The sequence below is a fragment of the Candidatus Rickettsiella viridis genome (assembly GCF_003966755.1).
GTDB classification, from domain to species: Bacteria; Pseudomonadota; Gammaproteobacteria; order Diplorickettsiales; family Diplorickettsiaceae; genus Rickettsiella_B; species Rickettsiella_B viridis.
This window is the reverse complement of the sequence record NZ_AP018005.1, coordinates 336,397-350,290: the sequence shown is the minus strand read 5'-3', so window position 1 is coordinate 350,290 and position 13,894 is coordinate 336,397. Positions and strand designations below refer to the sequence as shown.

Here is a 13,894-nt window from a genome sequence, read left to right as displayed (position 1 = left end):
AAAGTATTTATTCAATTCTAAGCATAGTTGCCATTTAGGTGTGCCTCAACCCAATTTTTTGCACTTTTGAAAGCCATTTCCAAACCTTCACTCATCTCACCACCCGCCTGTGCAAAATCCGCTCGACCTCCCCCTTTTCCACCTATCAATTTCGCCAGTTCATTGGCTAATTCATTGGCTTTAATTTGATCGGTGAGTTCTTTAGTCACACTGATGAGGAACTGTGTACGCCCTTGATCCGTACTCGCCAAAATAATCACTGCGCGGTTTAATTTATTTTTAAGCTGATCCAATAAATAGCGTAATCCTGTTGTATCAACACCATTGATTTCACTCATTAATAATTGAATACCACGTATTTCTATTGCCTGAGAAACTAATTCATCACCCATCATGCCCACCACAGAACGCTGTAATTCTTCGATCTGCTTTTGCAGAGATTGCTTAGACTGAATCTTATTTTGTGCTTTTTCGACTAAATTATCGCTAGAGGCTTTGAAAAGTTTAGCTAATTGTCTGGTTTGTTCTTCTAAAGAGGCAATCCAATTTAAAGCGGCTTGACCCGTCACCGCTTGAAGTCGGCGTATACCGGCAGCAACACCTGTTTCAGCCATAATTTTAAATAACCCGATATCCCCGGTACGCGAAACGTGGGTTCCACCACATAATTCTTTTGAAAAATCACCCATCGTCAATACACGCACTGAATCGCCATATTTTTCACCAAAAATCGCCATCGCGCCGCCACGTTTTGCATCTTCAGGTGACATCACCTCTGTTTGTACGGGAAAATTAGCACGAATTTGCTGATTCACTAGGTCTTCAACTTCTTTTAAAGTTTCTGAACTAATTGGTTTTGTATGAGAAAAATCAAAGCGTAGACGCTCGGCTTCTACTAATGACCCTTTTTGTACCACATGCTCACCCAAAATTTGCCGTAATGCCGCATGAAGTAAATGTGTTGCGGAATGGTTTAAAGTAATCGCTCGGCGTTTAGCCATATCAACGGTTGCGTTGATTTTATCGCCCTTCTTTAAAGAACCTTTTGTTAATCGCCCGGAATGTAAAACAACGTCTCCCTTTTTTATGGTGTTCGTTACTAAAAACTCAGCGCTTTCAGCGGCAAGTTGTCCTACGTCACCTACTTGACCGCCACTTTCCGCATAAAAAGGTGTCTTTTGCAATACAATATACCCTTCATCCCCTTCCGATAAGGATTCCACTAATTCATTGCCTTTTAGCAATTCCACAATAGCGACTTTAGTTTGCGATAGCTTTTTATAACCGGTAAATTCAGTTGGTAAATTTCCGCTTAATGAAAAGGTAGGTGTTGTCGCAAATTGACTGCTTGCTTTTGATTGATTACGTTGCCGTTGCATTTCAAATTCAAAACCGGGCATATCGATCGTTAAACCGCGCTCCCTAGCGACATCCGCTGTTAAATCGACTGGAAATCCATAGGTATCATACAAGCGGAAAAGAACATCACCTGGCAACTGTTTCTTACCTTTCAGTTTAGCGACTTCTTGTTCAAATAATTTCATGCCATGCGTTAAAGTCCGCGCAAACTGCTGCTCTTCTTGTACGATGATTTTTTCAATCGATCGCCGTTTTCGCTCTAATTCAGGGTAAGCCTGGCTCATCTGTTCCGCCAAGGGTTTAACCAGACGATAAAAGAAAGGCTTATCTAAGCCTATCTTATGTCCATGTCGAATAGCACGACGCATAATTCTACGCAAAACATAAGAACGGCCTTCGTTTCCAGGCAAAACCCCATCAGAAATGAGGAAAGCACAAGAACGAATGTGATCCGCTATCACACGTAGTGATGTATTTGCGAAATCAGTGATACCCGCTTCCTCGGCTACCGCCTTAATGAGCGGCTGAAATAAGTCTGTATCATAATTATTGGTCACGCCTTGCATCACGGCAGCTAAACGCTCTAAACCCATACCGGTGTCCACAGAAAGCTTAGGGAGTGGACTTAATGCACCATCGGCCGCACGTTGAAATTGCATAAAGACCAGGTTCCAAATTTCCACATAGCGATCGCCATCCGCTGTAGGAGAGCCTGGGGGACCGCCCGCAATACTCGGACCATGGTCATAAAAAATCTCAGAGCAAGGTCCACAAGGACCGGTATCACCCATTGACCAGAAGTTATCGTTGCTGCCACAACGGGAAAAACGTGAGGGGTCGGTTTTTATCTCATTCAGCCAAATAGCCGCCGCCTCGTCATCTTCCTCAAAAACAGTAATCCATAGCTTCTCAGGTGGAAGCTTTAAAACTTCTGTCAGAAACTTCCAGCTATACTGGATAGCTTCACGTTTAAAATAATCACCAAAACTAAAGTTCCCCAACATCTCAAAGAAAGTATGGTGCCTTGCGGTATAGCCCACGTTTTCAAGGTCATTATGCTTACCGCCTGCTCGCATACAGCGCTGGCTACTCGCAGCGCGAGAATATGCCCTTTTTTCAAGGCCTAAAAAAACGTCTTTAAAAGGCACCATACCCGCATTAGTGAACAAGAGGCTGGGGTCATGCGCTGGAACCAATGAGGCAGAAGGAACTACCGTATGGCCTTGCCCTGCAAAATAATTAAGGAAGAGTTCGCGCAGCGCATTGCTATTCATATCAGGCTCGTCAAAACAAAAGCCAAGAGTATCGCGGCAAGTGATTTTCCTGTCAATAAATTAACGAGTGGGGCATTTTGTAAAAAATCGCTCTCTGAGGCTAAAAGCAGCCGCCTAGCTTAAGCCGCCCTTTCAAATAAAAACGGTCAAATTAAGGTAATTTATGGTATAATTTTCCGTTTTTAACCTATCACGTATGTCGATTAAAAATCAGATTTCTGGGGGAAATACCTTGTCTAGCACAGAGTTTGAAAACGTCTCTACCTTAAATAACCCGATAGAATCCGGGTTAGACGCTAATGCGGAAAATTTAACCCTAGCGGGCGGGATCAAGCATGCCAAAACCTAACTATGATTCTTCCAGTATTAAAGTCCTGAAAGGCCTCGATGCGGTCCGGAAACGACCCGGGATGTATATCGGCGATACGGATGATGGCACGGGTCTGCATCACATGGTTTTTGAGGTAGTTGATAACTCCATCGATGAATCCTTGGCCGGTTACTGTACCCAAATCGATGTCACCCTCCACAGTGATGATTCCGTGACCGTCAAAGATAACGGACGAGGTATCCCTGTCGACATTCACTCGGAAGAAGGCCGATCGGCAGCTGAAGTCATCATGACCGTTTTACATGCGGGTGGTAAATTTGACAGCAATTCCTATAAAGTATCGGGTGGTTTGCATGGTGTGGGCGTCTCGGTGGTAAATGCCTTATCAGAAAAATTGAAATTGACGATACGCCGCAATAATAAAGTTTATGAACAAACTTATTTGTTAGGCGAGCCCACCGCACCGCTGGCTATTACGGGTGAAACGCAAGAAAGAGGCACTGAAATCCGCTTTTATCCAAGCAAAGCCATCTTTCAACACAATAATGAATTTCACTATGACATTCTACTCAAACGCTTACGTGAGCTCTCATTCCTAAATTCTGGCGTTGCCATTAATATCAACGATGAACGTAACAACGAAGGTATAGAACTTAAATATGTAGGTGGTATAAAAGCATTCGTTGAATACCTGAATCAAAATAAAACCCTGGTCCACAAACAGCCATTTTACTTTAGCGCTGAACGTGACGACATAACGGTAGAAGTGGCATTACAGTGGAATGATAGCTTCCAAGAAAATATTCTATGTTTTACCAATAATATTTCTCAACGTGATGGTGGTACCCATCTTGCCGGTTTTCGCTCTGCATTAACGCGTACGCTGAATACGTATATCGATCGCGAAGCAACAAGTAAAAAATTAAAAATTACCACCAGTGGTGATGACACACGTGAAGGGCTCACGGCTGTTCTATCGGTTAAAGTACCTGACCCCAAGTTTTCCTCACAAACCAAAGACAAATTAGTTTCTTCTGAAGTCAAAGGGGTTGTTGAAACCTTAATGTCTGAAAAACTTGAGGAGTTCTTATTAGAAACACCACAAGATGCCAAAGCCATTGTCGCGAAAATAATCGATGCCGCACGTGCGCGTGAGGCCGCCCGTAAAGCACGTGAAATGACACGTAGAAAAACAGCCTTAGATATTGCTGACTTACCAGGAAAATTGGCTGATTGCCAAGAAACCGACCCGGCACTTTGTGAATTATTTATCGTCGAAGGGGATTCTGCCGGTGGCTCCGCTAAACAAGGACGAAATCGTCGCTATCAAGCTATTTTGCCACTTAAAGGTAAAATTTTAAACGTAGAAAAAGCACGTTTTGATAAAATGTTATCTTCTGAAGAAGTAGGCACTTTAATAACCGCGCTTGGATGTGGCATCGGAAAAGATGATTATAACCCTGACAAATTACGCTATCACCGTATCATCATTATGACCGACGCGGATGTCGATGGTTCTCATATACGTACTTTATTATTAACACTTTTTTATAGGCAAATGCCTGAACTATTGCAGCGTGGAAATATTTATATTGCCCAACCGCCTTTATATAAAATCAAGAAAGGTAAACAGGAACAATATTTAAAAGATGACGCGGCCTTGCAGAATTATCTGATACAAACTGCATTACATGATGCGGCTTTATATCCACACGCTGATGGATTGCCTATACAAAGCATGGGCTTAGAAAAATTAGTCACCGATTATCGTAAAGCACAAACGGTTGTGCAGCATTTATCGCGACGTTATCCCAGCGATGCGCTACAAAGATTGCTTGATCTGCCTGCTTTATCCACTGAACAACTCAAAGATTCACAGCTTGTATCGGATTGGGCCAAGCAATGGGAAACTCGACTGCAGCAAACAACCAATAATGAAGCGGTTCAATACCAGATCACCGTTTATGAAAATACAGAACGACATGTATTTTTACCTTGTATCACCAGTAGCTCGCATGGTGTCGCCACAAACTACAAATTTTCATATGAATTTTTTGAATCTTCCGAATATCAATGCTTATTGACGATGGCGAGTCAGCTTAACGGCTTGATTGGTTCTGGCGCTTATGTTCAACGCGGTGAAAAGAAACAATCCGTTAGTCACTTTAAAGAAGTCTATGAATGGTTACTCACTGAAGCAAGACGAGGTCAAGGCATACAACGTTATAAAGGTTTAGGAGAAATGAATCCAAGCCAGTTATGGGAAACAACCATGGATCCGAACACACGTCGACTACTACGTGTTGCCATTGAAGATGCTATTACAGCGGATCAAATTTTTACCACGTTAATGGGCGATCAAGTTGAACCGCGCCGTGATTTCATCCAACAAAACGCAATTGATGCTAACAATTTAGATATTTAGACACTACTCGAGATTAAACTATGAATTTAGAACTCAAGAATAAAGTCATTTTAATCGCTGGAGCAAGTCAAGGCATTGGTTATGCAACTGCCTTAGCGTTTGCTCGCGAAGGTGCACGCGTTGTTATTTGTGCGCGAGATAAAGAAACCATCGAGAAAGCCGCAAAAAAAATTCATGATGAAACCAAGGCAGAAATTTCAGCAACTGCCGTTGACCTCACGCAGGCAGAAACTATTCAAAACTGGGTTGAATCTGTTCTTAAACAGTTTAAAACAATACATGTTTGTATTACCAATATAGGCGGACCACCCAAAGGTGCTTTCGTTGATCTAGACGATAAAAAATGGCAAGAAGCCTTTGAGCTAACCTTAATGAGCGCCGTGCGTTTATCACGTGCGGTCATCCCTAGCATGAAAGAACAAAAATGGGGTCGGATTATTCATCTTTGTTCTTCCTCTGTTCGTAATCCCATTGCAAATTTAGGGTTATCTAATTCAATTCGCTCTGCTGTCGTTGCATTATCAAAAACACAAGCCGATGAACTAGCCAAAGATAATATTCTAGTTAATAGCATATTAACCGGTTGGACCCGTACTGAGCAGACGAACCACATTTTAGAAACGATGGCAAAAAATGCAAAGTTGAGCACAGAAGAAGTTATAGCAAAAAGAGAATCCGTTATTCCATTAGGTAGGATGGGTAAGCCGGAAGAAATTGCTGCACCGATTGTATTTCTTAGTTCAGCCGGCGCTAACTTTATAACTGGATCAACCATCACTGTTGATGGTGGAGAAAGCCGATTTCCTTTTTAGTCGACTAAACCATGCAATCTTTAGCTTATAAACTTTTAACACCCGGCGCGACCGTTGATATCATTGCACCGGCGGGTGGTTGTGCCCCTGAATCACTGATACAGATAAAAACCTTATTAAAAAATTGGCAACTCACACCTCGTATTTCACCCGAGCTATTAGGTGAGGATTTGCTTTGTGCCAATACGGATGAAAATCGTTTTAAACAATTACAAGAAGCCTTATTCAATGCGGAATCCAGCGCTGTTTGGTGTGTACGTGGCGGTTATGGCTGTACACGCTTAATTCCTGAGTTACTTAAACTGAAAGCACCTAAAGCCAACAAATTATTTATTGGTTTTAGTGATATCACTACACTGCATTTATTCCTTCAACAACAATGGCATTGGCAAACACTGCATGGACCTTCTGCTAATCAAGTAGCGCATGATCGCATTGATGCGACCAGTATTCAGGAGTTTAAAAAACTTATTTTTGGAGAATTAAACCAACTAGCATTCTCACTGGTTCCACTCAATACAAAACATGCTATACCGATTAAAGCACCGATAACAGGTGGTACACTAACACTCATACAAACCAGTCTTGGTACACCTTGGCAAATCGACACAAAAAATAAAATCTTATTTTTAGAAGAAGTTAATGAATCAGCCTATCGCGTTGATAGAATGTTGCAACACTTGCAACATTCTGGAATCTTACAAAACGTAAAAGCTATTTTATTTGGTGATTTCATTGCACCTCAGGAGAACAAGGATTCAACGCTGATACAATCTGTACTAGCACGTTTTGCAAATGAACAACCTGTTCCTGTATTGCATATTCCTGGCATTGGCCACGGAAAAACAAACCGTAGTTTACCTTTAGGCGCTAATACTGAATTAAACTTAGATAAGAAACAACTCATTATAACAATTAGGTTAAACAATCATGCTAAACCCCTTTAATCATGCGGGTCTATTCCTTATTCAATCCCTTTTTGATTTATATATTTTTATTTTGCTTTTACGTGTTGTATTACAATGGGTACATACTGATCCTCGTAATCCACTGTTTGTATTAATCGCTAAGCTCACCAACCCGCCACTCAAACCCATTTGTCGGATTATTCCTCGTCTTTATGGTGTGGATTTAGCCGCGATTGTGCTTTTATTAGGTTTAGAAGCCATTAAAATTGCTTTTCTTGTCTGGCTGCAAGTTAATACGACACCCCATTTAGGCGGTTTACTTATTATTGCATTTGCAGAACTTTTAAACCAACTGATTAATATTTTCTTCTATTCTATTTTAGCTTTAGCTATTTTAAGTTGGATCAGTCCCTTAGCGCAGGGTCCTTTAATTGAAATATTAGTACGTATCAGTGAACCTTTAATAAGACCTATTCGAGGTATTTTACCCAACTTTTCAGGTTTTGATTTTTCGCCACTAGTTCTGATTATTGGTTTAAAATTATTAACGATTCTTTTAGTACAACCACTGGCGCAAATCGGTGCAAGCTTAGCATTGGGAAGTCTGGGTAATTAGTTATCCAATTTTTTAGCCGTCATGGCGAGGCTGGAACGAAGTGACAGCCGTGGCCATCCAAAAAACTCTAATCTTTTCACTAGATTGCCGCGCGCTTCGCGCTCGCAATGACACGGGACTGGTGCGTTTGTTTTAATTTACCTATTTACATGGCTTTGTTGTTTTAACAGAGCCAAGACCTTGACAGCCTTCGGTACAATCCGGTATCAGATGTTTGCTCTTTAATAGTCGCCAAGAGAGATAGGGACAAAATGCGGGTTTTAATTTCGGCAAACACACGAATTGTGCGCTACCACATGGGATGCTTCCTGCACATTTTTGCCATTGGGGTACACGCAAATACTCGGGTGGCAATGCTCTGCGAATACCCCCAATAAGATGTCCTGATGCAGCTGATGCTATGCTAGGAATTATCAATAATAAGATGATTAATAGCGTACGAATTTTCATATAAAAACCACTCCTTAAACAAACTCGTTTTATTGCTCACTTGCTAGACAGTCAGTGCAAATGCTTAAAAAAATAATTTTTGTTTATGCGTACGACGGTTAATATAAACTTGTCGCAAAGAAACGGCGGCTAAAAACACAAAAAATAGCAATGTCCACATGGGCATACTTAAATTTAAAAAACGCCAACTACCACTCCCACAATTACTGGACCCCTGGAAAAATAAATCAATTATTTTTTGAAAATAGAAAGAACTGCTATATTGTGCAAGTGCCGCTTGGCAGCTGGATAATTGGTCTGAAGGAAAATGTTCTAGCCACAGCTGTCGGCTCGCCACCACGGCACCCAAAACAGACAATAGAAAAGTAAGTGTATGTAAGCAGCAACGGGTAATTGCTGAAAAATTAAACAATGCCCCCATTAAAAATAACAACCCTAAAAGCGTTATTAAAAAACGCTGAATGATACATAATGGACAAGGAATAAGCCCTACTCTATATTGTAAATAGCTGGCTACCCCCAAAAATAAAACACATATAAAAAAAACGATTAAGTCCGTCCAGCGCGTAACGGGTAAATTCATAATGAAACCCTGACATTAAGTTTAATAATTTAGTTTACTATAGATTGCTTTATTTTCCACTTAAGTCTTATCCATACGTCTTTTTAAACCTTCTTGCATAAGATTTTCTAATCAGTCAATATAGGGTTTAATACAGCTATTCAATCGATTATTTAAATATCGGCCTGCATGAGAACCGCTGTACCTGCGAAAGCTAGGACAATCACTCTTTGTAACTGCAAGGATAAAAGCTATATTAAATTTGTTTTCATTAGGAAAATATTATGGCTCAAAATGTGACTCAGAAACTGATTAGCGCACATAAAGTCGAAGGCGAAATGATCCCTGGTAATGAAATTGGCCTTAAGATTGATCAAACCTTATGCCAAGATGCCACAGGAACGATGGTGATGCTGGAATGCGAAGCCATGCAATTAGATCGCACTAAAGCCGAAGTCTCAGTGCAGTATATTGATCACAATCTATTACAAACTGACTTTAAAAATGCTGATGACCATTTATTTTTACTCAGTGCCTGTAAAAAATTTGGTTTGCATTATAGCGGGCCCGGTAATGGCGTCAGTCATCCTGTACACATGGAGCGTTTTGGTAAACCAGGAAAAACACTACTGGGATCAGATAGCCACACCTGTGCTGCCGGCTCTATGGGAATGCTAGCAATCGGTGCCGGTGGCCTTGAAGTAGCCATGGCTATTGCAGGGCAGCCTTTTCATGTCACGATGCCTAAAGTTTGGGGCGTAAAATTAACCGGAGAATTACCCGCTTGGGTGAGCGCCAAAGATATTATCTTGGAATTTTTGCGACGACATGATGTAGACGGTGGCATAGGAAAAATTATTGAATATTATGGTCCAGGACTACAATATTTATCTGCGATGGATAGACATGTCATCGCTAATATGGGCGCTGAATTAGGTGCCACTACGTCTGTATTTCCATCTGATGAAATAACACGTGAGTTTCTTCAAGCACAACAACGTGAAGATGATTGGCAAGAAATCATCGCCGATTCGAACGCAAGCTACGATGAACACGAAGAAATTAATTTATCTAAATTAGTACCGATGATTGCATTGCCATCTAGTCCAGGGAAAGTAGTGCCTGTTAAGGATGTCGCGGGACGGCCTATTTATCAAGCGATGATTGGATCATCGGCCAATCCTGGCTTACGTGATTTTGCTATTGCCGCAGAAATTATAGCGGGAAAACAAGTGTTTCCTGGTGTTTCCTTGGACATTAATCCGACTTCCCGACAAATTTTAGAAAACATGGTAAAACTAGGCATCTTAGAAAAACTAATTCATGCGGGCGGTCGCATTCATCAAGCCGGTTGCAATGGTTGTATTGGCATGGGCCAAGCACCCGCCACCGGAAAAATTAGTTTACGAACCGTACCAAGAAATTTTCCTGGGCGATCAGGTACAAAAGAGGATCAAGTTTATCTTTGCAGTCCAGAAACAGCCGCTGCTTCGGCACTCACCGGTGTGATTACTGATCCAAGCACCTTAGGTAGAAAAGCAATCATACGTTTTAAAGAGCCTGCGCAAATCATTCTTAACACCCACATGCTGCTGGCACCCAAAGACATTAATGCCTCCACGAAATTAGTGAAAGGTCCCAATATTCAACCCTTACCTGAATTTAGTGTTTTACCACAAACCATTGAAGGTCCTGTTTTAATTAAACTAGGCGATGATATCTCTACTGATACAATTTTACCGGCCGGCGCTAAAATATTACCTTTTCGTAGCAATATTCCAGGTATTAGCCAATTTGTATTTGATCAAATTGATCCTGACTACCCAAAACGTGCATTGAAATATCAAAAAACCGGATCCATTATTGTAGGCGGTGATAATTATGGTCAGGGTTCAAGCCGAGAACATGCTGCGATTGCACCACGTTATTTAGGTGTACAAGCGGTGATGACAAAAAGCTTTGCACGCATTCATCGACAAAACCTTATTAACTTTGGAATTTTACCGCTTGTTTTTGAAAATCCCGCCGATTACGACGATATAGAACAAAATGATATTTTAGAACTAGCTAACGTGCAGCAGACGATTCAAAAAACACAAGCCGTTAAAGTAAACAATAAAACCAAGAATAAAATCTATACCCTGCGCCATAGCTTAAGCCCTCGTGAACTAGAGGTATTACTCACTGGGGGTCTTATTAATTGGGTAAAACAAAAATAAACGCTATTTCACTAGATTGCCGCGCGCTTCGCGCTCGCAATGACGGTTAATGCGTTATTTATTGACTAAAAAACGTATCGAAAAGAAATTGTGGCTCTTTTTGTTCGTATAAAACACGATAAACGGATTCACAAATGGGTAGCTTAACTTTGTATTTTTCCAGTAAATAAAAAACATTTTTAGCGGTAATGGTTCCTTCGGTGGTACCAATTTCTTTTTGTACTTGTTGCAAGCTTTTGCCTTGTCCCAAAGCCAAACCTAAACGGCGATTGCGTGATTGATTATCGGTGCAGGTTAATATTAAATCACCTAAGCCAGACAAACCCAAAAAGGTTTCTTGTTCCGCGCCTAATTTACTACCCAAAGCAATCATTTCTGATAAACCTTTTGTCATCAAAGCGGCTTTTGCATTCGCACCAAAACCCAAACCTTCAGTCATCCCTACCGCAATAGCCAATATATTTTTTACCGCCCCGCCTAGCTCAACACCTATAATATCTTTTGTTAACTCTACATGAAATTTGTCGCTCCTGAATCGCTGCTGTAGATCATTAGCAAACGCCTGTTGGTTTGAAGCAATAGTAACTGCAGTGGGTAACCCCATCGCCACTTCTTTAGCAAAACTAGGACCCGAAAGAACCGCCATATCAACGTCACCCAATATTTCACTGGCCACTTCATGCAACAACTGATGTTTATCTTCATCCAAACCTTTTGTTGCCCATAGCACACGCTGATTTGATTTTAACAACGGCTTGATAGCCAATAAGGTTGCTCGAAAAGCCGTACTAGGAACAACGATTAAAACATCCCTTACATCCGCAAGAACCGTTTCATAATCATGGGAACAAACGATAGATGACGGAAGTTCCTCGTCAGGCAAATAGCGCGTGTTATAACGTGTCGTGTTGATTTGCTCGACTTGTTCTTTTTCATACGCCCATAATTTAACGGCTTGGCCATTACGCGCTAAGTGAAGAGCTAATGCGGTTCCCCACGCACCGGCACCTAATACGGCGATAGGAGAAAAAGAATTTACTGATTCTAACATCTGTTACTTCCCGATTATTTATAGTCGTTTTTATATCTTTATATCTTTATATCTTTATATCTTTATATCTTTATATCTTTATATCTTTATATCTTTATATCTTTATATCTTTATATCTTTACACATTATGATATGAAGAAACAACGTCAAATAAAAAGCAAGGCCGTACCTTTCCCAGCTCCATAACCCCAAATAAGGCTAAGCCCATAGCAAACCCTAGCTCATGTGGTATCTTTCTCAATAAGCATACTATTCACTAGTAATTTTAGATAAAGCCACTTTCAAAGTGGACCACAAAGTGGTATATTTATAATAAAAAGAAAAGCTATTATGCGAATTTTTAAAAATAAGGCATTTTCTCGGTGGGTAAAAGAACAAAAATTGACCGACCTTAGCTTAAAAAAGGCTATTCAGGAAATAGGTGATGGGCTTTATGAAGCCAATTTGGGTGGTAGCCTCTTCAAGAAAAGAATAATCCTTGGTAATCGCGGTAAAAGCAGTGGTGCACGAACAATAGTCGCCTTCAAGTTAAATAATAGTGCTTTCTTCATCTATGGGTTTGCAAAAAATGAACGCTCAAATATAACACTTAGAGAAGAACATGCCTTGAAAGCATTAGCAAAAGTTTACTTTTCTTATAATGAAAAACAAATTAATCGAGCAATAGAAATGGGAGAACTTATCGAGGTTTTATTATGAAAAAATCCATACTTAAAACGGTTCATGAATCAGCAAAAGGTTTATATGATGCTGGCTTGCTAGAAACTGAAACAATGCGTACATTTGATCGCCTGTGTTTAACGCCAGTACATGAATTAAGTCCTCATCAGATAAAACGACTTAGATTACGTGAAAAGGTAAGCCAGCCTGTTTTTGCTGCTTTTCTAAATATAACACCCTCCACTATTAAGAAATGGGAAACTGGAGAAAAGCATCCCAAAGGCACTTCATTAAAGCTACTCAATATAGTAGAAAAAAAAGGTTTAGGCGCTTTAGCATAGACGTACAACGCGCTAATTCAAAATCACAAGAGTAATCCCACAAGCCGCATGCGGGACGCATACCAACGTAAAACCAAATAAAAAATAAAGGTTTTAAACCAATAGGGCAACCCAGCCAGCAATAGCTAAAAATGGACCAAAGGGTATCGCTTTTTGAAAGTTACTGTTTTTTTGCTTCATTAATAAAACAAAACCGACCAACGACCCTAAAAGTGAAGCCATTAACAAAATCTTAATCAGCGCATGAATTCCCAACCAAGCACCCAGTAAGGCAAAACACTTAAAATCACCCTGCCCCATCCCTTCTCTTTTAGTGAGATATTGGTAACTCTTTGCCACTATCCACAAACTAAGATAAGCCACACTGGCACCTAAAATAGCTGCGCCGGGCGGAACAAACACATGGAATACATTTAAACTAAGGCCTAACCACAACAAAGGCAACACTAAAATATCAGGCAATAACCCATGCTCAAAATCGATTCCACTCAGTGCAATAAGCCCCCATGTCAAAACGAGCGCCCTGAACATTTGTATACTCCAACTAAATCGATACGCCACAACGATAGAACATATTAAAGTAAGCATTTCAATTAGGGGATAACGGAGATGAATTTTCTTCCTACAATAAGCACATTTCCCTTTTAAAAACAGATAGGCACACAAGGGTAATCTATAAAAAAAATTTAATGCCCGTTTACATTCAGGACAGTGTGAAGAAGGTAATATAAAATTAAAAGGCGTCGCTAATTTATTTCTATCCATAACGAAAACTGACTCCTCCCTTTGCCATTGAAGATGTAACATTAAAGGCAATCGGTATACTAACACCGTAAGAAAACCACCGATTAATAAGTTAAAACATCCAATACTCGCCCACATAATC

At 40.5% G+C, this 13,894-nt stretch carries 13 protein-coding genes and 1 pseudogene; 8 read left to right on the top strand and 6 right to left on the bottom strand.

Translation table 11 applies throughout. From position 1 onward, the window contains the following. Positions 1-17: 17 nt before the first annotated feature. Entirely contained in the window at positions 18-2,633 is a 2,616-nt protein-coding gene (gene alaS / locus DMP02_RS01620; RefSeq protein WP_126322361.1) for an alanine--tRNA ligase, read from the bottom strand. Between the two features lie 196 nt (positions 2,634-2,829). On the opposite strand from alaS, the gene DMP02_RS07190 reads away from it, so the two are divergent. The 5 genes from DMP02_RS07190 to DMP02_RS01600 are packed head-to-tail and all read left to right on the top strand — an operon-like array spanning position 2,830 to position 7,725. After that, positions 2,830-2,982: a hypothetical protein gene (locus DMP02_RS07190; protein WP_172593956.1), complete on the top strand. Its 153-nt coding sequence runs from the start codon at positions 2,830-2,832 to the stop codon at positions 2,980-2,982. Next, positions 2,969-5,389, top strand: coding sequence for a DNA topoisomerase (ATP-hydrolyzing) subunit B (gene gyrB, locus DMP02_RS01615; RefSeq protein ID WP_126322360.1), 2,421 nt, complete (start codon positions 2,969-2,971; stop codon positions 5,387-5,389). Before DMP02_RS07190 ends, gyrB begins: the two co-directional genes overlap by 14 nt. Positions 5,390-5,409: 20 nt before the next feature. Further along, on the top strand, positions 5,410-6,201 hold the full coding sequence (locus tag DMP02_RS01610) for an SDR family oxidoreductase (RefSeq protein ID WP_126322359.1): 792 nt from the start codon (positions 5,410-5,412) through the stop codon (positions 6,199-6,201). A gap of 11 nt (positions 6,202-6,212) precedes the next feature. Further along, positions 6,213-7,148 carry a S66 peptidase family protein gene (locus DMP02_RS01605; RefSeq protein ID WP_126322358.1) on the top strand — a complete coding sequence of 312 codons (936 nt, stop codon included), beginning with the start codon at positions 6,213-6,215 and terminating at the stop codon, positions 7,146-7,148. Further along, a complete protein-coding gene (locus tag DMP02_RS01600) occupies positions 7,132-7,725 on the top strand; it encodes a YggT family protein (RefSeq protein ID WP_126322357.1) in 594 nt (197 codons plus the stop codon). The genes DMP02_RS01605 and DMP02_RS01600 overlap by 17 nt, the downstream gene beginning before the upstream one ends. Before the next feature lie 141 nt (positions 7,726-7,866). On the opposite strand, the gene DMP02_RS01595 is transcribed toward DMP02_RS01600, so the two are convergent. After that, entirely contained in the window at positions 7,867-8,175 is a 309-nt protein-coding gene (locus DMP02_RS01595; protein WP_126322356.1) for a hypothetical protein, read from the bottom strand. A gap of 64 nt (positions 8,176-8,239) precedes the next feature. Continuing rightward, complete coding sequence (locus DMP02_RS01590; RefSeq protein ID WP_126322355.1) at positions 8,240-8,758, bottom strand: disulfide bond formation protein B; 519 nt, start codon at positions 8,756-8,758, stop codon at positions 8,240-8,242. A gap of 263 nt (positions 8,759-9,021) precedes the next feature. Here DMP02_RS01590 and DMP02_RS01585 point away from each other — a divergent pair, with 263 nt between their 5' ends. Beyond that, positions 9,022-10,956, top strand: a complete 1,935-nt coding sequence (locus DMP02_RS01585; RefSeq protein WP_126322354.1) for an aconitate hydratase — start codon at positions 9,022-9,024, stop codon at positions 10,954-10,956. Positions 10,957-11,014: 58 nt separating this feature from the next. On the opposite strand, the gene DMP02_RS01580 is transcribed toward DMP02_RS01585, so the two are convergent. Beyond that, entirely contained in the window at positions 11,015-12,007 is a 993-nt protein-coding gene (locus DMP02_RS01580) for an NAD(P)H-dependent glycerol-3-phosphate dehydrogenase (protein ID WP_126322353.1), read from the bottom strand. A 330-nt stretch (positions 12,008-12,337) separates the two neighbouring features. On the opposite strand from DMP02_RS01580, the gene DMP02_RS01575 reads away from it, so the two are divergent. Both DMP02_RS01575 and DMP02_RS01570 read left to right on the top strand, forming a co-directional pair. Further along, the gene (locus tag DMP02_RS01575) at positions 12,338-12,706 is read left to right on the top strand and encodes a type II toxin-antitoxin system RelE/ParE family toxin (protein WP_126322352.1); all 369 of its coding nucleotides are present in this window, start codon (positions 12,338-12,340) and stop codon (positions 12,704-12,706) included. After that, positions 12,703-13,008, top strand: a complete 306-nt coding sequence (locus tag DMP02_RS01570; RefSeq protein WP_126322351.1) for a helix-turn-helix domain-containing protein — start codon at positions 12,703-12,705, stop codon at positions 13,006-13,008. Before DMP02_RS01575 ends, DMP02_RS01570 begins: the two co-directional genes overlap by 4 nt. Before the next feature lie 93 nt (positions 13,009-13,101). On the opposite strand, the gene DMP02_RS07310 is transcribed toward DMP02_RS01570, so the two are convergent. Next, entirely contained in the window at positions 13,102-13,539 is a 438-nt protein-coding gene (locus DMP02_RS07310; RefSeq protein WP_232019588.1) for a prepilin peptidase, read from the bottom strand. 27 nt (positions 13,540-13,566) lie between these two features. Then, positions 13,567-13,890: pseudogene (locus DMP02_RS07525) on the bottom strand (prepilin peptidase); the annotation flags it as partial. Between the last annotated feature and the right edge of the window lie 4 nt (positions 13,891-13,894).